Origin of the sequence: Streptomyces mesophilus, assembly GCF_040300965.1 — a bacterium.
GTDB classification, from domain to species: domain Bacteria; phylum Actinomycetota; class Actinomycetes; order Streptomycetales; family Streptomycetaceae; genus Streptomyces; species Streptomyces mesophilus_A.
Window position 1 is genome coordinate 56,639 of sequence record NZ_JBEPEW010000015.1, and the last position, 17,897, is coordinate 74,535.

Genomic DNA, 17,897 nt, shown 5'->3' on the forward strand with positions numbered 1-17,897 from the left:
GCCCAGGTGTGTCACTGGAACTGTGCGAAGAACCTCCATATCTCTGCCTTGGTCCAGGTGGTGATGCCGCTTTCGCCGGTCGAGCCGTCGACCGGACCGGGGATGTGGCCTCCGTCGAACGCGGCCCATTGCACCGGGTATCCCGCACGGCAGCCCGCGTAGGCCGTGGTGATGTGGGTTCGGCTGCCCGGTGCGGGTTCGCGCGGGCTCTGGGCGGTGCAGCCGTTGTTGGCGACGAACTTGTCGCGCAGGGACCGTCCTTGCGCGATACCGAGGACGTTGTCGCTGATGCCGTGGATTCCGAAGTAGGCGATGGGCTGGGTACCGCCGCTGCACCCGCTGATCTGGGCGCCGGACATGACCGCGACGGCCCGGAAGGCGTTCGCCCGGGTACAGGCGAGTGCATAGCTCATACCGCCGCCCCAGCTGAAGCCCGTGGCGAAGCGCTGCGCCGGGTTGACGCAGAGTCCGCCTTCGATGCGCCGGATCATGTCGTCGACGAAGGTGACGTCCTCACCGCCCGTATTGGCCCAGCCGTTGCCCAAGCCCTGGGGGGCGACGAGGATCGCGCTGTTGTCGGACTGCTCCTGCTGTCCGTAGTAGGACCAGGCACTCCCGCTGGTGCCGCCCGAGGCGACGTCGCCGGCGGTTCCGCCCCGCCAGTGGAATGCGAAGATCAGCCGGTAGGGGTGGCTGTTGTCGTAGCCGGCGGGAACTCTGAGGATGAAGCTGCGGCTCTTGCCGCCGCTTTGAATCGTGTGCGTACCGCTTGCCAGCGTCGGGGCGCTGCCGCATCCGCCGACGCCGCCGGCCGACAGCTTGACCAGTTGCCATTGCTGGTTGGCCCCGCCCCAGTCCGCGTACTGGACGACGTTGCCGCCATCGGCGGTGGACGCGCCCTGCACCTCCACTGCTTTGGCGCTGCTGCGGTTGATCAGCCGGACATGGCCGGCGTCGGAGTCGGCCAGGCGGAACTGCTGGTTGGTCCCGTTGTGGTCGGCCCACTGCTGGATCGCCGCGCCGTCGGCGGTCGAGGCACCGGCCACGTCGAGGACCTTGCCCGAATGCCGGGCCTTGAGCCGGTAGAAGCCGCCGCCGGAGTCCACGAACTGCCACTGCTGGTTGGCTCCGTCGTGGCGCGTCCACTGGCTGACCCGCGCGCCGTCGGCGGTCGACGTGCCGGCGACGTCGAGCGCCTTGCCGCTGTTGCGATTGACCAGGACGTACCAGGCATCGGTGTCCACCGTCGCCGCCGCCTCGGCGGGCGCCGGGTTCACCGCGGCGAGCAGGCCGATCGCGAGGGTCGCCGCCACCAGGGCAGCGATCCGGGACCACCAGCGCTGTTTTCGTGCAGGAGCGCGGGAAGCCGCACCGCAGGTCTTCATCGATTGGCCCTTCCGCTCTTGACGGGCCCCATCAGGTGCGGGTCCAGCGTTGGTTGCTGCCGTTGGAGCAGGAGTAGAGCTGGATCAGGGTGCCGTTTGCGGTGCCGGCCGCGGTGGCGTCGAGGCAGCGTCCTGACTGGACGCCGACGATCGATCCGTCGGAGTTGAGGCGCCATTTCTGGTTGTCGCCGCCCCAGCAGCTGTAGATCTGGACCTTGCTGCCGTTGCCGGTGCCGGCCGCGTCCAGGCACTTGTTGCCGTAGACCCTGAGTTCACCGGCGGCGGTGTGCGTCCACTGCTGGTTGGTGCCGCTGTGGCAATCCCACAGCTGGACCTGGGTGCCGTCGGCGGTGCCCGCGTTCGGCACGTCCACGCAGCGGCCTGAGGCGACGCCCTTGATCTGCCCGGAGCCCTCGGGGGGCGTGGTGGTGCCGCCGTTGAGTGCGTTGAGGACGGCGGTGTACGCGGGCTTCTTGCTGCCGTCGCCGTTGAACAGCAGCGGGGTCTGCTCCGCTCGCCAGGAGTCGGTGTCGCGCACACCCCAGACGGTGATGCCGAGGCAGCGCGGGACGGCCAGACAGTCGTTGGTCACGTTGGCGTAGGTGGTGGCCGAGGCGCCCTGGATGTCGAGTTCGGTGATGGCCACGTCGACGCCGAGGGCGGCGAAACTCTGCAGGGTGGTACGGAAGTTGCTGTTGTAGGGACTGTCGCTGTTGAAGTGCGACTGGAACCCTACGCAGTCGATCGGCACGCCGCGCTGCTTGAAGTCACGGACCATGTTGTACATGGCCTGGGTCTTGGCCCAGGTCCAGTTCTCCACGTTGTAGTCGTTGTAGCAGAGCTTGGCGGCCGGGTCGGCGGCGCGCGCGGCGCGGAAGGCGACCTCGATCCAGTCGTTGCCCGAGCGCTGCAGGTTGGAGTCGCGCCGGGCTCCCGAACTGCCGTCGGCGAAGGCCTCGTTCACCACGTCCCACTGGGCGATCTTGCCCTTGTAGTGGCCCATCACACCGTTGATGTGGTCGATCATCGCCTGACGCAGCGAGCTGCCGCTGAGGCTCTGCATCCAGCCGGGCTGCTGGGAGTGCCAGGCCAGGGTGTGGCCGCGTACCTGCTTGCCGTTCTGCACGGCCCAGTTGTAGACGCGGTCACCGGCGGCGAAGTTGAACTGACCGCGCTGGGGTTCGGTGGCATCGATCTTCATCTCGTTCTCGGCCGTCACCGAGTTGAACTCGCGGCCCGCGATCGTCGTGTACGCCGAGTCGCCCAGCCTGCCCGAGGCGATGGCGGTGCCGAAGTAGCGCCCGCTCTGCGCCGCCGCGGCGCCGAGCGTGTTCTCGGCGCCGTGCGCTCCGGTCGGCGCGACCAGTGCGGCGGCCGCGACCAGGACGCCGACGATCAGCGCGGTGAGCAGACCACCCAGCCTTCGGCGGACGGCGGGTGGGGGGATGGCATACGAGCCCATGACTGTGCCTCCAAGGTAGAGATCACGAAGGGACTGCGGCCGGCCGTGAGGCGCCGGGATGCGCTGGTGCGAACTTCGCGGGAACGCGGAACACGGGTGGCGCGGGTGCTGTGGTGCGCGGAACCGCCTTGCGGCGCAGGTGGACCGGAACCCGCGTGGTTCGAAATATCGAACCGTGGTCGGCTCTTCAGACAGGGATGATTGAGGGATTGACGGTGGATCGTCAATCCCTCGCGCAGAACTTATTTCCGTTCCTAGTCCGATAACTTTTCGGACGCTCGCGAGCCGAGGGCACCTCTCGCCGAACTCACGACAGTCACCAAGTCCCGCACCCGAGGCGCTAATTGTGGACAGATCAGCGGCAGGTCTTGACCGAGCGGCTCCGCATTCCTAGCTTGTGGCGTCGAAAGGAACCGAGAAACTTTCGGAAGACTTCCGAGATCGAATCGACGTTTCCCGTTCCAGGGAGCCGATGACCAGCACCCCCGGAACGCCCGCAGTGCCCGTCGGCATGAAGACGCCCCCGCGGCAGCAGCCGCCGGCCCTCAGCCGATGCGACTGAGAGTGGACAACCCACGCCTCGGCCAAGGGCGAGAAGCTCCGACGGAAGCGCTCTATCGGCACCACCTTGTTTGCATCTGTGACCCACCTCTGCCCCCACCCTCGAAAAAAGGAGGCCGCCCGATGCGGTTCCACCTTGCGTTCCCGGTCCGCCTGAGACGCCTGCTCGCCGCCCTCGCACCCTTACTGCTCGTGGCCGGCTTCCTCGGCGCCCAGCCCGCCGCCGCGGCCACCGTCGACCCCAACGCCTCGTATGTGCTGGTCAATCGCACCAGCGGCAAGGCCCTCGACGTGTACAACCTGGCGACGAACGACGGCGCCCGGATCACCCAGTGGACCAGGAACGATCAGAGCCAGCAGCAGTGGCAGTTCGTCGACTCCGGCGGCGGGTACTACCGCATCAAGTCCCGCCACTCGGGCAAGGTGCTCGACGTCCACAACTTCTCCACCGCCAACGGTGGAGCGATCGTGCAGTGGGCCGACCTGAACGGCACCAACCAGCAGTGGCGGCTGGCCGACAGCCCGGACGGCCACGTGCGGCTCATCGCGCGCCACAGCGGCAAGGCCCTCGAAGTGCAGGGCGCCTCCACCGCCGACAACGCCAACATCGTCCAGTACGACGACTGGGGCGGCGCCAACCAGCAGTGGCAGCTCATCAAGGTCGGCGGCGGCAGCGGGCCGTGCGAACTCCCGTCGACCTACCGCTGGAGCTCGACCGGTGCGCTGGCGCAGCCCAAGCCCGGCTGGGTCTCGCTCAAGGACTTCACCGTCGTTCCGTACAACGGCAGGCACCTCGTCTACGCGACGACGCACGACACGGGCACGAGCTGGGGCTCGATGAACTTCACGCCCTTCACCGACTGGTCCCAGATGGCCGCCGCCGGCCAGAACGGGATGTCGGCCTCCACCGTCGCACCCACGCTCTTCTACTTCGCACCGAAGGACATCTGGGTGCTCGCCTACCAGTGGGGCGCGACCGCCTTCTCCTACCGGACGTCGAGCGATCCCACCAACCCCAACGGCTGGTCGGCACCGCGGGAGCTCTTCTCCGGAAGCATCAGCGGCTCGGGAACGGGCCCCATCGACCAGACCCTCATCGCCGACGGCACGAACATGTACCTGTTCTTCGCCGGCGACAACGGCAAGATCTACCGGGCCAGCATGCCGATCGGGAACTTCCCGGCCAGTTTCGGCTCGAGCTACACGACGATCATGAGCGACACGACGAACAACCTGTTCGAAGCCCCGCAGGTCTACAAGCTCCAGGGCCAGAACCGCTACCTCATGATCGTCGAGGCGATCGGCTCACAGGGCCGCTACTTCCGCTCCTTCACGGCCACCAGCCTGAGCGGCTCATGGACACCCCAGGCCGCGACCGAGGGCAACCCCTTCGCCGGCAAGGCCAACAGCGGCGCCACCTGGACGAACGACATCAGCCACGGCGAGCTGCTCCGCACCGGCCCCGACCAGACCATGACCGTCGACCCCTGCCGTCTGCAGCTCCTCTACCAGGGGCGCAGCCCCAGCAGCGGCGGCGACTACGGCCTCCTGCCCTACCGTCCGGGCCTGCTGACACAGCAGCGCTGACGGCGGGACACGGACCGGCTCCGATACGGGACGGTGTGGCGGGCTCACCAGAAGACTGAGCCCGCCGCACCGTGGTCGCCCCATGAGCGCCTTCGAGCGGGAAGATCCCGGCAACCCCGACGGTTGGTAGAAACGTGAACGACATCGGGGTACGAGAAGCGCGGCAGGTCGACGTCGTGGTCATCGGTGCGGGGCAGGCCGGACTGTCCGCCGCCTACCACCTGCAACGCGTCGGCTACCAGCCCGACCGCGACTTCGTGGTCCTGGACCACGCGCCCCGGCCGGGCGGCGCCTGGCAGTTCCGGTGGCCGACGCTGACGTACGGGCGGGTGCACGGGATGCACGCGCTGCCCGGCATGGAGCTGACGGGCGCCGACGACTCGCGCCCCTCCTCCGAGGTGATCGGCGCGTACTTCACCGCGTACGAGGAGAGGTTCGACCTGCGCGTGCACCGCCCCGTGGACGTCACGGCCGTGCGCGAGGGCGAGGGCGGGCGGCTGCTCGTCGAGAGTTCCGAAGGCACCTACGCCACCCGCACGCTGATCAACGCGACGGGCACCTGGGACCGGCCGTTCTGGCCCCGCTATCGGGGCCAGGAGACCTTCCGCGGGCGGCAGTTGCACACCGCGCAGTACCCCGGGCCGCAGGAGTTCGCCGGGCAGCGGGTGGTGGTCGTGGGCGGCGGGGCCTCGGGCACCCAGCACCTCCTGGAGATCGCGCCCTATGCGGCCTCCACCACCTGGGTAACCCGGCGTGAACCGGTGTTCCGCGAGGGCCCGTTCGGCGAGGAGGAGGGCCGCGCGGCCGTGGCACTCGTCGAGGACCGGGTGCGGCAGGGGCTGCCGCCGCGCAGTGTCGTCTCGGTGACCGGCCTGCCGCTGAACGACGCGATCCGCCGGGGCATCGCGGAGGGCGTACTCGACCGGCAGCCGATGTTCGACCGGATCACTCCGGACGGAATCGCCTGGGCCGACGGCCGGGAGATCCAAGCCGATGTGATCCTGTGGGCCACCGGTTTCCGCCCCGTCGTCGACCACCTCGCACCGCTGCGGCTGCGCGAGACGGGCGGCGGCATACGGCTCGAAGGGACGCGCGCGGCGCGCGATCCCCGTATCCACATGGTGGGTTACGGGCCGTCGGCGAGCACCATCGGTGCCAACCGGGCGGGACGCGCGGCGGTGGCGGAGATCCGCAGGCTGCTCGCACAGCAACCCGCGTCGGTGTCCCGACCCGTTGCGGCGGCGGTCAACTGACGTTTGCCGAACCGTTCTTCGCCTGCGTCTGCTTCTGCGCCTGCCGCGCCGCGTTGAACTCCTCGACGTTGCGCTGGTGTTCGGCGTAGTCCGCAGTGAAGCGGGTGTCCCCGGGCTTGACCGTGACGAAGTAGAGCCAGTCGCCCTGCGGCGGGTTCAGTGCTGCCGCGAGGGCGTCGTCACCCGGGTTGGCGATGGGCGTGGGCGGCAGACCGGTGCGGGCATACGTGTTGTACGGACTGGAGATCCGGGTGTCCGTCATGGAGGTGTCCACCGTGGAGCGGTTCAGCGCGTAGTTGATGGTCGAGTCCATCTGGAGCGGCATGCCGAGGTTCATGCGGTTGTAGACGACCCGGGCCACCTTGCCCATGTCCTGCTTCGTCTCCGCCTCCGCCTGCGCGATGCTCGCGATCGTCACCGCCTGGTAGACGGAGACCGCCTGGCCCTCCGCCGCGCCCTTCACCTTCGGTCCGCCGAAGCGGCGGTTCGCGGTGTCGACCATGTACGCGAGGAGGGACGCCGGGGTCGATTCCTCGCCGATCGGATACGTGGCGGGGAACAGATAGCCCTCGGGGTGGCCGGCCGCCTCTCCCGGCAGTTTCAGACCGATGGTGTGCGCGGACTTCTTCGTCGTGCCGGGGGCCGCTTCGAGCGCCTTGTCGATCGCCTCGTACACCTGCGAGGTGCGCCAGCCTTCGGGCACGAGCAGGGTCTTGGCCTGCGGCTGCGGTTCCTGCCGGTCGAGCAGTACGGGAACGCCGGCCGCGGCGCCGGCGAGCAGGGCGCCGGTCATGGCGAGGGCGACCTTGCCTCTGCGGGTGAGGCGGATCCTGCCCTGGGGGGCACTGTCGTTGCGCATGCGGGCACGGTAACCCGCACAAAGCAATAAATCGGACATTCGGCGTGGTCGTGTACCCACTCAGGCTTACGCCACGGGCTCCAGGCGCTTCCCGCTCGCCGGCTGCCGCGCGGCCGCCCCCGCGTCGGGCTGCTGGGCGTCGCGGCGGACCAGCGCCGCGTACCGCCCGTCCTGCTCCAGGAGCGAGGCGTGCGTGCCGCGTTCGGCGACCCGGCCGGCGTCGAGGACGACGATCTCGTCGGCGGCGCGGACCGTCGAGAGACGGTGGGCGATGGTGATCGTGGTGCGGTTGGCGGACAGGGCGTCGATCGCCTCCTGGACCGCGTGTTCGGTCCGGGTGTCGAGCGCGCTGGTGGCCTCGTCGAGGATCAGGACCGGCGGGTCGCGCAGGATCGTACGGGCGATGGCCAGGCGCTGCTTCTCGCCGCCGGAGAACCGGTGGCCGCGCTCTCCGACCACGGTCTCGTAGCCGTCCGGCAGCGAAGCGATGTGGTCGTGGATCTGAGCCGCCTTGGCCGCCGCGTGGAGCTCCTCGTCGGTCGCGTCCGGTTTGGCGAAGCGGAGGTTGTCGGCGACGGAGGCATGGAAGAGGTACGTCTCCTGGGAGACGACGCCGACCGTGTCCGCGAGGGTGTCGAAGTCCAGGTCGCGTACGTCCACTCCGTCGATGGTGACGCGGCCGCCGGTCACGTCGTACAGACGCGGTACGAGGGAGCTGAGCGTCGACTTGCCGGAGCCGGTCGGGCCGACGACCGCGAGACTGCGGCCGGCGGGGACGGTGACGTCGATGGCGTCGAGGATGGGCGCGCTCTCGTCGTCGTAGCGGAACTCGACGTTCTCGAAGCGGACTTCACCCTTGACCTTCTCCAGACGCACCGGGTTCGCGGGCTCCTGGATGTCGATGGGCAGGTCCAGGTACTCGAAGATGCGCTGGAACAGGGCGAGCGAGGTCTGGATCTGGACGCCGGTGGACAGCAGGCTGACCGTCGGACGGAACAGGCCCTGCTGGAGCGAGACGAAGGCGACGAGGGTGCCGAGCGTGACCGCGGGGCCGCCCATGTGCTGGGCGAGGCCCGCCGCCCAGTAGAGGAGCGCGGGCAGCGCGGCCATGACGATGCCGATGGTCGACATCCGCCAGCGGCCGGCCATGCTGGACCTGACCTCGAGGTCGATCAGGCGCTCGGACTCGTCCGCGAAGGACTTGGTCAGGGAGTCGGAACGGCCCATGGTGCGGCCGAGCAGGATGCCGCTGACCGAGAGGGACTCGGTGACGGTGGCGGCCATCACCGCCATCTGCTTCTGGCGCTTGGTGGTGATCTTCTTGCGCTCGTTGCCGACCTTGCGGCTGATCATCACGAAGACGGGCAGCAGCACCAGCGAGACGAGGGTGAGACGCCAGTCGAGCGCGAGCATCGCGACGACGGTGGCGAGCACGCTCGTGAAGTTCTGCACGAGCGAGGTCGCGGTGGAGGTGACGGTGGCCTGCATGCCGCCGATGTCATTGGCGATCCGCGACTGCACCTCTCCGGTGCGGGTGCGCGTGAAGAAGGCCAGGGACATCTGCTGGAGACGTCCGTACACCGCAGTGCGCAGGTCGTGCATGACGCGCTGGCCGACCGTGGTGGAGATCAGGGTCTGCAGGACACCGAAGACGCCGCCGACGACGGCGGCGAGGATCATGCCGAGGGCGAGCAGGCTGAGCAGCCCGGTGCGGCCGTCGGGAAGGGCGGTGTCGAGGATTTCCTTGAGCAGGAACGGGGTGGCCACGGAGACCAGGGACGAGGCGGCCACCAGCAGGGCGACGACCGCGAGCCGGCCTCGGTAGGGGCGGAAGAGCCGGGCGATACGGCGCAGCTCGCGCGGCTTCTCCGGATCGCGGGGCGGGGCGGACCAGGTGCTTTCGAGATCGGTGCGGGCGGGCTTCATGTGCCTCCTAAGGCGGGGGTATATACATCACCCGAGGAGCATAGCTCATTGTTACCTATACTCACAATGAGCGGAGTCCTGATACGCTCGCGGCATGACCCAGGGCACCGACCAGGCCACGGACCGCGATGGCCTCCTCGCCGAGCAGCTGCTCCGCCTCACGCGCCGGATGCACCGCGTCAACAAGCGCCTCCTCGAGGAGTCCGGGCTCGGGATCACCCCGGCCCAGTCCCGTCTCCTGCGCGTTCTGTCCCATCACCTCGCGCACCATGACGAGCCGCCGCGGATGGCCGACCTGGCGGCCCGTATGGAGGTCGTGCCGCGGGCGATCACCACGCTCGTCGACGGCCTGGAGGCGGGTGGCTGCGTCCGGCGCGCGCCCGATCCGGCGAACCGCCGGGTGATCCGTATCGAGCTGACCGAAACCGGCCGCGAGGCGCTGCGGACGCTGCGCGACGCGCGCCGTTCGGCCGCTCAGGACATCCTGGCTCCATTGACCGCCGAGCAGCGCGAGGTGTTCGGCAGCCTTCTCTCCGCCCTGGTGGACGAACCCGGGCGGCACTGACCGACGCCGAGGAGAGCCGATGCCCTTGCTGGAGCCGAACCCCGATGCGCTGCGCCCGCGCCTTGACCGGGGCGAGCCCTCACCCGACCGGGTGCAGGACGGCCAGGCGACCGGCACACCCGAACCGCTGCGCAGCGAGCTGATCGACCTGCTCGGCTCGGAGAAGGTGCTGTGGAACATCTCCGATCTGGTGCGCTATGCCTCCGACGCGAGCCCGTACCGGTTCGTGCCGCAGGTCGTGGTGGTCGCCGAGGACATCGACGATGTGTCGGCCGTGCTCTCGTACGCGCACGGCAAGGGCCGGCAGGTGGTCTTCCGTGCGGCCGGGACCTCGTTGAACGGGCAGGCGCAGGGCGAGGACATCCTGGTCGACGTGCGCAAGCACTGGGCCGGGATCGAGGTGCTCGGCGACGGCGAGCGGGCGCGGATCCAGCCCGGCACCACCGTCGTACGCGCCAACGCCACGCTCGCGCGGCACGGACGGGTGCTCGGCCCCGACCCGGCGAGCGCCATCGCGTGCACGCTGGGCGGTGTCGTCGCCAACAACGCGTCCGGGATGACGGCCGGGACCACCCGCAACTCGTATCGCACCCTTGCCTCGCTGACCTTCGTGCTGCCGTCCGGCACGGTCGTGGACACCGCCGAGCCGGACGCCGACGAGCAGCTGGCGCATGCCGAACCGGCACTGTGCGAGGGCCTGTTGGACATCAAGCGGGAGATCGAGGCCGATGCCGGGCTCGTACGGCGCATTCGCGCCAAGTACGAGATCAAGAACACCAACGGCTACCGGCTCGACGCCTTCCTCGACGGATCGACCCCGGTGGAGATCATGCGCGGCCTGATGGTCGGCTCGGAGGGCACCTTCGGATTCATCTCCGAGGTCGTCTTCGACACGCTGCCGCTTGACCGGCGGGTGTCCTCGGCGCTGCTGTTCTTCCCGACGCTCAGGGACGCGGCCGTCGCCGTGCCGAGGTTCAACGAGGCGGGTGCGCTCGCCGTGGAGCTGATGGACGGCAATACGCTGCGCGCCTCGGTGAGCGTGCAGGGTGTACCGCAGGACTGGGCGCAGCTGCCGAAGGAGACCACGGCGCTCCTCGTCGAGTTCCGGGCGCCGGACGAGGAGCGGCAGGCCGCGTACGAGAAGGCCGCGGCGCAGGTGATGACGGAGCTCGAACTGGTCGCGCCGGTCGCCTCGGTGACCAATGCGTTCACCCGGGACGCGGGGACCATCGCGGGCTACTGGAAGGCGCGCAAGGCCTTCGTCACGGCCGTCGGCGGCTCGCGTCCTTCCGGTACGACGCTGATCACCGAGGATTTCGCGGTACCGCCCGGCCGGCTCGCCGATGCCTGCACCGCGTTGCTCGAGCTCCAGACGCGCCACGGCTTCGACGCGGCGGTCGCGGGGCACGCGGCGCACGGCAATCTGCACTTCCTGCTCGCGTTCGACGCGGCGAAGCCTTCGGACGTGGAGCGGTACGCGGCGTTCATGGACGAGTTCTGCCGGCTGACCGTCGAGCGCTTCGACGGCTCGCTCAAGGCCGAACACGCCACGGGCCGCAACATCGCGCCGTTCCTGGAGCTGGAGTGGGGTGAGAAGGCCACCGAGCTGATGTGGCGGATCAAGCAGGTCATCGATCCGGACGGGGTGCTCGCTCCCCGGATCGTCCTTGACCGCGACCCCAAGGCGCATCTGCGCGGCCTGAAGACGATCCCCAAGGTCGAGCTGATCGCGGATCCGTGCATCGAGTGCGGCTTCTGCGAACCGACCTGCCCCAGCCACGACTTGACCACAACGCCGCGCCAACGGATCGTGCTGCGCCGGGAGATGATGCGCCAGTCCCCCGGTTCACCTGTGGAGGACGGCCTCGTCGAGGCGTACGGCTACGACGCGGTGGACACCTGCGCCGGGGACTCGACCTGCAAACTGGCCTGCCCGGTCGGGATCGACACCGGCATGATGATGAAGTCGTTCCGGCACGCACGGCACTCGCCGCGCGAGGAGAGGATCGCGGCGCTTGCCGCCAAGAACTTCAAGGCCGTCGAGATCTCGGCGCGGCTCGCGGTGGGCGCCGCCGACAAGATCAGCGACAAGCTGCTCACCGCGGTGACCCGCGTCGCGCGCAAGGCGGTACGCCCCGACCTCGTACCCGAGTGGCTGCCGGAGGTCCCGGGCGCCGCCGCCCGCAAACTGCCGCACACCTCCCGTACGGGCGCGAGCGCCGTCTACTACCCCGCCTGCGTGAACCGGATCTTCGGCGGCCCCGAGGACCGCAAGGGTCCGTCGCTCGCGCAGTCCGTCGTGGCCGTCTCCGCGCGGGCGGGCAAGCCCGTGTGGATCCCCTCGGACGTGGCCGGAACGTGCTGCGCGACGATCTGGCACTCCAAGGGGTACGACGACGGCAACGCCGTGATGGCCAATCGCATCGTCGAGGCGGCCTGGGGCTGGACGGCGGGCGGAAGGCTGCCGCTGGTCGTCGACGCGTCCTCGTGCACCCTGGGCATCGCGCACGAGGTGGTGCCGTATCTCACCGACGCCAACCGGCAGTTGCATGCCGAGCTGACCATCGTCGACTCGCTCGTCTGGGCCGCCGATGAACTGCTCCCCCATCTCACCGTGCACCGCAAGGTCGACTCCGCGGTGGTCCATCCCACCTGCTCCATGCGGCACTTGGGCGACGACGCCCAGCTGAAGACCGTCGCCGAAGCCTGTGCGCACGAGGTCGTCGTCCCCGACGACGCGGGCTGCTGCGCCTTCGCCGGTGACCGCGGCATGCTGCACAAGGAGCTCACCGAGTCGGCCACCGCCCGCGAGGCGGCCATGGTCACCTCGCGCCACTTCGACGCGCACCTGTCGGCCAACCGCATGTGCGAGGTCGGTATGGATCACGCCACGGGGCGCTCGTACTACTCGGTGCTGATGGAGCTGGAGCGGGCCACACGTCCAACTGCCTGACTCCGCACGGCACTTCGCCGCCCCGGTCCGCATCAGCGGGCCGGGGCGGCTTCGTCGTCCTGGGATGACGGTGTGCAGCGCCTTCCGGCGGCCGCGCCCTGCGCTTTTCCGGGGACTGCGCGCACAGGCGTGCTCGCAGCTGCTCGGCCACCCCGCTTCTCCTGCGTATTCCGTCGCGATCCCCCTTCCCGACCGGTGAATTGATCGGGGGTCAGGAACGGACACATTGCCCCGCTCAGGGACGAAGCGGCACGCCCTTGGCCGCTATGAGTCCAAGCCGGTGCGCCAGAAGTCCAACTCCCTGTCCACTTCGGCCTCTTGCGTCACGGAGTTCCCACGACGAGGGTGGCTGGCGCCGTTGCTCCATCCATCCCCGCCTTATCGACGGAGGTCCGATGCACGACGAGAACGCCACCCCCACCCCTGACGAGTCCCATGCTGCCGACGGGGGCCTGTCCCGCCGTTCCGCGCTGCGCGCCGCGGGTATCGCAGGCGCCGCGGGTATCGGTCTGGGCGCGGTGGGCACGGGCGCCGCGCATGCCGGCACCGCGGAGGGCGCGCCGGCCGGCAGAGCCGAAGCGCGGTCGGGCGCCACCATGGTCAACGTTCCGTTCCAGGCACGCAGCACGGTCCGGGTCGGCATCATCGGACTCGGCAACCGCGGTGGCAGCATGATCGATCTGTTCCTGGCGATACCCGGGGTACAGGTCGTGGCGATCTGCGACCCGGTCAAGGAGAAGATCGAGAGTTGCGCGAAGAAGGTGACGGACGCGGGACAGCCCGCCCCCGGCACCTACGCCAAGGGCGACCACGACTTCGAGAACCTCTGCAAGCGCGCCGACCTGGACTTCGTCTACGTGGCGACGCCCTGGGACTGGCACTTCGAGATGGCGAAGACCGCCATGCTCAACGGAAAGCACGTCGGCGTGGAATGTCCGATCGCCATGGAGCTCGGACAGCTGTGGGAGCTGGTGAACCTCTCGGAGCGCACCCGCCGCCACTGCATGCAGCTGGAGAACTGCTGCTACGGCAAGAACGAGATGCGCGTCCTGCGGATGGCGCACGCCGGGCTCTTCGGTGATCTGCTGCACGGCGCCGGCGCGTACAACCACGATCTGCGCGGCCTGATGTTCGACCCGGACTACTACGAAGGCCCCTGGCGCCGCCTGTGGCACACGCGCCTGCGCGGCGACCTGTATCCGAACCACGGCTTCGGACCGGTCTCCAACTACATGGACATCAACCGCGGCGACCGCGTCACGCACATCTCCAGCTTCGGCACCCCGGCGCTCGGCCTCGCCGAGTACCGCAAGGCCAACATGCCGCCCGGCGACCCGAGCTGGAAGGAGACCTACATCGAGTCGGACCGCACCATCAGCCTGGTGCAGACGGCCAAGGGCCGGGTCATCCGTCTCGAGCACGATGTGTCCACGCCGCACCCGTACAGCAGGATCAACAGCCTCGGCGGCACGAAGGGCGTCTTCGAGGACTACCCGGCGCGGATCTACCTCGAGCCGGACCACGGCGACGACGTCTGGCACAACTTCGGCGACTACGCCGAGTGGGACCACTGGCTGTGGAAGGAGCACTCCAACCCGCCCGGCGGCCACGGCGGCATGGACTACATCATGATCTTCCGGCTGATGCAGACCATGCAGCTGGGCCTCGTCCCGGACTTCGACGTGTACGACGCGGCCACCTGGACCGCGCCCGTACCGCTGAGCCATCTGTCGATCAAGGCCAAGGGCGAACCGCAGGAGATCCCGGACTTCACGCGCGGCGAGTGGCGCAAGAAGCGCTCGGGTGTGGACTCGGCGAAGCCGTCCGCTTAGGCAACGGCCTTACGGTGCCGCCTCGTCGGTGCGAGGCGGCACCGTGCTGCGCCGGCCGTCCGAGGGTCCGCCGGCGCGGGCCTCGGGATCTCGCGTCGCGCCCGCGGCGGTTGCGAGGCTCTGCCGCAGACTGCCGAGACGTGCGATCTCCGCGTCAAGGGCGGCCAGCCGATCCGCCACGACGTCACTGAACGCGCCGGGGCCGGCGTCGCACGCAACCGGCGGTCCCGCGGCGAGGGCGTCCAGACGGTGGGCGCGGCGGCGGATGTCCTCCAGGGTGAGGCCGAGTGCCAGCAGGCTGCGGATGACACGGATACGGGCCACGTCCGCGGCACCGTACTCGCGTTGCCCGGACGCGGAGCGCGGCGGCGGCCGGAGCAGGCCGCGGGATTCGTACAGGCGCAGGGCACGCGGCGTGGTCCCGGCCGCCGCCGCTGCCTCACCGATCCGCATGTCCGCTCCGCCCCGCCTACAACTCCACGACGGCCGCCCCGAACGAGTGGCCCGCGATCAGTCGGGGCAACGCTGCCGGGGCGTGCTCCATTCCTCGAACGGAGGTGTACGGGAAGTGGATATCGCCCGCGCGCAGCCAGTCCCCGAACCGTGACTCCCACTCGGCCTCCACATCCGGATGATCGACCCCGCTGTATCCGGCCACGGTGATGCCCCGGGTCAGCAAGCGGTAGGTGTCGAGCACCGCGGGCGCGCTTCCACCCGCGCGGTCCGGGGACAGCTGCCCGGCCAGGGCGCCCACCAGGGCGAACCGCGCGCCCCGGTTCGCCGCTTGGACGGCTGCCGTCAGTTGTTCGCCGCCCACGGTGTCCAGGACGACATCGATCCCGTCCGGCGCAGCCTCCGGGAGCTGCCTTTCGTACGGTGCCGCGCCACGCAGCACGGTGGCGTCATAGCCGAGCTCCCGCTCCAGTCGGCGGGCCTTGTCGCGTGAGCCGGTACTCCCGATCACACGACCGGCCCCCAGCAGCCGGGCGATCTGGCCCGCCAGTGTGCCCACGGCGCCGGCGGCACCGGTCACGAACACCGTCTCCCCCTTGTGGACCCGGGCCAGTCTCGTCAGCGCGCCGTACGCGGCAGCGCCCTGAGCGAGATGGGCCACCGGGTCGGGCAGACGGCCGTCCAGTGGACGGCACTCCGCGGCCGCCGGTGTCGCATGGTCCCGCCAGCCCTGCAGGTGCAGCACCGGCATGCCCTTCTCCAGCGGCCCGTCGACGACTTCGCCGATCGCCGGCCCGAAGAGTGCGTCACCGGGACGCACCGGCGGCAGGGGGACATCGCGGGTCTCCCCTCCGATGAGGGTGCGCAGGCCCGGGAACACGAGGAAGTGCGTGTTGCGGACCAGCACTTGGCCGGCCTCGAGCCGGGGCATCGGGTCATGGACCAGGGCGAAGTCGCCGGGGGCCGGCAAGCCGGCCGGGGTGCGCTGCAGGCGTACGAGACGCTGGGTCGCTGTCATCCCGGGACGCTAAGCCTTGACCCGCGGGTCAGGGGCAAGTCCCCGGGTGCCGAGGGCGTGGACGACTGTCGTGCACGGGCGCCGTGTCCCGGCCGGAGTTCAACCCGCCGCCGTCCGTCGGGCACCGCACGACGAGGCTCCGATCACAGCGCGCGGGCGTCGATCAGGCCCGCGGTGTGCAGGGCCGGCCACAGCGCGTCGGGGACCTCGGCCCCGAACGCCGCGACGTCGGCGGTCACTTCGTCTGCGTCACGCATGCCGACGACCACGCTCGCGACGACCGGATGGCGGCGTGCGAAGGCCAGCGCCGCCTGCGGCAGGGTCACCCCGTACTCCCGGCACACCGCGGCGATGTGCCGGGCGCGTCGCAACAGCTCGGCGGAGGCCGGGGCGTAGTCGAACGTCGCGCCCTGCACCGGCTGTTCGCCCGCAAGGAGCCCCGAGTTGAAGACGGACGCGGCGAGCACCGAGACTCCGCGCTCGGCGCAGGCGGGCAGCAGGGTGTCGAGCGCACTGTGGTCGAGCAGGGTGTAGCGGCCGGAGAGCATCACCACGTCGGGATCGGCCTCGGTGACCAGCCGCGTGAGCAGGGCGGGGTCGTACATGCCCGCGCCGATCGCCCCGACCACTCCCTGCGCCCGCAGTTCGGCGAGCGCGGGGTAGCCGCTGGACAGGGCGTCCTCGAAGTGCTCCTCGGCGTCGTGCAGGAACAGGATGTCGATACGGTCCGTACGCAGCCGCTTCAGCGAGTCCTCGACGCTCTTGAGGATCCCGTCGCGGGTGAAGTCCCACACCCGCCGGTGGGTCGCCGGCACATGGAAGGCACCGTCCAAGCGCCCCTCGTCCTCCTGGGGCACGAGCAGCCGGCCGACCTTCGTGGACAGGGTGTATTCAGCACGCGGCTTGTGCTCGAGCAGATTGCCGATCCGGCGCTCGGAGTGACCGATTCCGTAGTGCGGCGACGTGTCGTAGTAGCGGATGCCGGCATCCCAGGCCGCGTCGAGCGCCGCCGCGGCCGTCTCGTCGTCGAGCGGCGCGAACAGGCCCCCGAGCGGTCCGCCGCCGAACCCGAGTTCGCCGACGTGCACGTCGCTGGAGCCGAGCCTGTTGCTGTGCATGGCCATGGACGTCCTCTCTCGGTGGTGCAGTGCGCGGGTCTCGGTGGTGCAGTGCGCGGGCCAATGAACTTACGTACACCGGAAGTTGGACGGAACCGGGCTCAGGCTTCGAGATGCGCGCGATCGCCCATGACGATCACCGGATCCCGTTCCGGGTCCAAGGTGCGCAGCAGCTGCTCCATGCCCTGCTCCGGCAGGCTGACGCAGCCTGACGTGCCGCTGCCGTGGTCCAGGTGCAGCCAGATCGAGCCGCCCTTGGCGCGGCCCTCGGGCCGGGTCGGGTCGCTCGGAGCCGTCCCCTTGACGCGGTTGTAGTCGATCGCGATCACGAGGTCGAAGTCGTGCCAGTGCGTCCTCGGCCAGGAGCGTGGCGCGGTGAAGGCCGCCGCGGAGCGGGTGTACGGGAGTTTCGCGCCGGGCTCGGCGCGGACACCGCCCGCGTCGCTGAGCGTGAAGACACCGACGGGGCTGCGTTTGTCGTCCTCGTGGTGGTCGGTGGTCCAGCCCTTCCTGCCGTTGTGCGCGGGCCAGATGCGCTCGCGGTCCCAGGTGGCGCCGTGCCGGGTGAACAGCGCCGCGGTGGATTTCGCGGAGTCCTCGCCCCGGCCGTAGACGGCGACGACCTGGCGGGAGCCCGCCGGGATCTGCCGCTGCAGACGGTCGCCGACACCGGGGATGCGTGCGAGGTCCCTCGTCGGCGAAGCGCTCGGCTCGGTACCGGCGTTCGCGGGACTGTCCTGCGTACGGCCGCCGGCGCCCTGCGTACCGCTGCCGCAGGAAGTCAGGGCCGCAGTCAGGGTCACGGCGACGAGCGAGGACCGCAGCATGCCGGATATGCGCATGCGTTCCATGCTCGCACGGGGGTCGCCTGACGGACGGGGTGGGACCTTGGGCCCGTGCGGCCCCCGACGGAACCGGTGGCCGC

At 69.9% G+C, this 17,897-nt stretch carries 13 protein-coding genes; 5 read left to right on the plus strand and 8 right to left on the minus strand.

Features of this window, described 5'->3' with window-relative positions:
* Positions 1-11: 11 nt before the first annotated feature.
* Together ABT367_RS08520 and ABT367_RS08525 are read right to left on the minus strand one after the other, a co-directional pair.
* Positions 12-1,316, minus strand: coding sequence for an RICIN domain-containing protein (locus ABT367_RS08520; protein ID WP_352250968.1), 1,305 nt, complete (start codon positions 1,314-1,316; stop codon positions 12-14).
* A 100-nt stretch (positions 1,317-1,416) separates the two neighbouring features.
* A complete protein-coding gene (locus ABT367_RS08525) occupies positions 1,417-2,847 on the minus strand; it encodes an endo-1,4-beta-xylanase (RefSeq protein WP_352250923.1) in 1,431 nt (476 codons plus the stop codon).
* Between the two features lie 684 nt (positions 2,848-3,531).
* Here ABT367_RS08525 and ABT367_RS08530 point away from each other — a divergent pair.
* Positions 3,532-4,995, plus strand: a complete 1,464-nt coding sequence (locus ABT367_RS08530; protein ID WP_352250925.1) for a non-reducing end alpha-L-arabinofuranosidase family hydrolase — start codon at positions 3,532-3,534, stop codon at positions 4,993-4,995.
* 134 nt (positions 4,996-5,129) lie between these two features.
* The gene (locus ABT367_RS08535) at positions 5,130-6,248 is read left to right on the plus strand and encodes an NAD(P)-binding domain-containing protein (RefSeq protein WP_352250927.1); all 1,119 of its coding nucleotides are present in this window, start codon (positions 5,130-5,132) and stop codon (positions 6,246-6,248) included.
* On the opposite strand, the gene mltG is transcribed toward ABT367_RS08535, so the two are convergent.
* The gene (gene mltG / locus ABT367_RS08540) at positions 6,241-7,107 is read right to left on the minus strand and encodes an endolytic transglycosylase MltG (RefSeq protein WP_352250929.1); all 867 of its coding nucleotides are present in this window, start codon (positions 7,105-7,107) and stop codon (positions 6,241-6,243) included. The two genes, ABT367_RS08535 and mltG, sit on opposite strands and share 8 nt — an antisense overlap.
* Before the next feature lie 66 nt (positions 7,108-7,173).
* Positions 7,174-9,033 carry an ABC transporter ATP-binding protein gene (locus ABT367_RS08545; protein WP_352250931.1) on the minus strand — a complete coding sequence of 620 codons (1,860 nt, stop codon included), beginning with the start codon at positions 9,031-9,033 and terminating at the stop codon, positions 7,174-7,176.
* Between the two features lie 94 nt (positions 9,034-9,127).
* Here ABT367_RS08545 and ABT367_RS08550 point away from each other — a divergent pair, with 94 nt between their 5' ends.
* From ABT367_RS08550 to ABT367_RS08560, 3 genes are all read left to right on the plus strand, one after another.
* A complete protein-coding gene (locus tag ABT367_RS08550) occupies positions 9,128-9,598 on the plus strand; it encodes a MarR family winged helix-turn-helix transcriptional regulator (protein WP_352250933.1) in 471 nt (156 codons plus the stop codon).
* 19 nt (positions 9,599-9,617) lie between these two features.
* Entirely contained in the window at positions 9,618-12,551 is a 2,934-nt protein-coding gene (locus tag ABT367_RS08555; protein ID WP_352250935.1) for an FAD-binding and (Fe-S)-binding domain-containing protein, read from the plus strand.
* 395 nt (positions 12,552-12,946) lie between these two features.
* Positions 12,947-14,383: a Gfo/Idh/MocA family protein gene (locus tag ABT367_RS08560; RefSeq protein ID WP_352250937.1), complete on the plus strand. Its 1,437-nt coding sequence runs from the start codon at positions 12,947-12,949 to the stop codon at positions 14,381-14,383.
* A gap of 9 nt (positions 14,384-14,392) precedes the next feature.
* On the opposite strand, the gene ABT367_RS08565 is transcribed toward ABT367_RS08560, so the two are convergent.
* From ABT367_RS08565 to ABT367_RS08580, 4 genes are all read right to left on the minus strand, one after another.
* On the minus strand, positions 14,393-14,836 hold the full coding sequence (locus ABT367_RS08565) for a MerR family transcriptional regulator (protein ID WP_352250939.1): 444 nt from the start codon (positions 14,834-14,836) through the stop codon (positions 14,393-14,395).
* A gap of 16 nt (positions 14,837-14,852) precedes the next feature.
* Entirely contained in the window at positions 14,853-15,854 is a 1,002-nt protein-coding gene (locus ABT367_RS08570; protein ID WP_352250941.1) for an MDR family NADP-dependent oxidoreductase, read from the minus strand.
* Between the two features lie 143 nt (positions 15,855-15,997).
* Entirely contained in the window at positions 15,998-16,972 is a 975-nt protein-coding gene (locus ABT367_RS08575) for an aldo/keto reductase (protein ID WP_352250943.1), read from the minus strand.
* 101 nt (positions 16,973-17,073) lie between these two features.
* Entirely contained in the window at positions 17,074-17,814 is a 741-nt protein-coding gene (locus tag ABT367_RS08580) for a L,D-transpeptidase family protein (RefSeq protein WP_352250945.1), read from the minus strand.
* Positions 17,815-17,897: the final 83 nt, after the last annotated feature.

Bases quoted from the DNA above. Each gene is read 5' to 3' on its own strand.
- ABT367_RS08525 (WP_352250923.1), bottom strand. From the start codon at position 2,847: ATGGGCTCGTATGCCATCCCCCCACCCGCCGTCCGCCGAAGGCTGGGT.
- ABT367_RS08530 (WP_352250925.1), top strand. From the start codon at position 3,532: ATGCGGTTCCACCTTGCGTTCCCGGTCCGCCTGAGACGCCTGCTCGCC.
- mltG (WP_352250929.1), bottom strand. From the start codon at position 7,107: ATGCGCAACGACAGTGCCCCCCAGGGCAGGATCCGCCTCACCCGCAGA.
- ABT367_RS08545 (WP_352250931.1), bottom strand. From the start codon at position 9,033: ATGAAGCCCGCCCGCACCGATCTCGAAAGCACCTGGTCCGCCCCGCCC.
- ABT367_RS08550 (WP_352250933.1), top strand. From the start codon at position 9,128: ATGACCCAGGGCACCGACCAGGCCACGGACCGCGATGGCCTCCTCGCC.
- ABT367_RS08555 (WP_352250935.1), top strand. From the start codon at position 9,618: ATGCCCTTGCTGGAGCCGAACCCCGATGCGCTGCGCCCGCGCCTTGAC.
- ABT367_RS08560 (WP_352250937.1), top strand. From the start codon at position 12,947: ATGCACGACGAGAACGCCACCCCCACCCCTGACGAGTCCCATGCTGCC.
- ABT367_RS08565 (WP_352250939.1), bottom strand. From the start codon at position 14,836: ATGCGGATCGGTGAGGCAGCGGCGGCGGCCGGGACCACGCCGCGTGCC.
- ABT367_RS08570 (WP_352250941.1), bottom strand. From the start codon at position 15,854: ATGACAGCGACCCAGCGTCTCGTACGCCTGCAGCGCACCCCGGCCGGC.
- ABT367_RS08575 (WP_352250943.1), bottom strand. From the start codon at position 16,972: ATGCACAGCAACAGGCTCGGCTCCAGCGACGTGCACGTCGGCGAACTC.
- ABT367_RS08580 (WP_352250945.1), bottom strand. From the start codon at position 17,814: ATGCGCATATCCGGCATGCTGCGGTCCTCGCTCGTCGCCGTGACCCTG.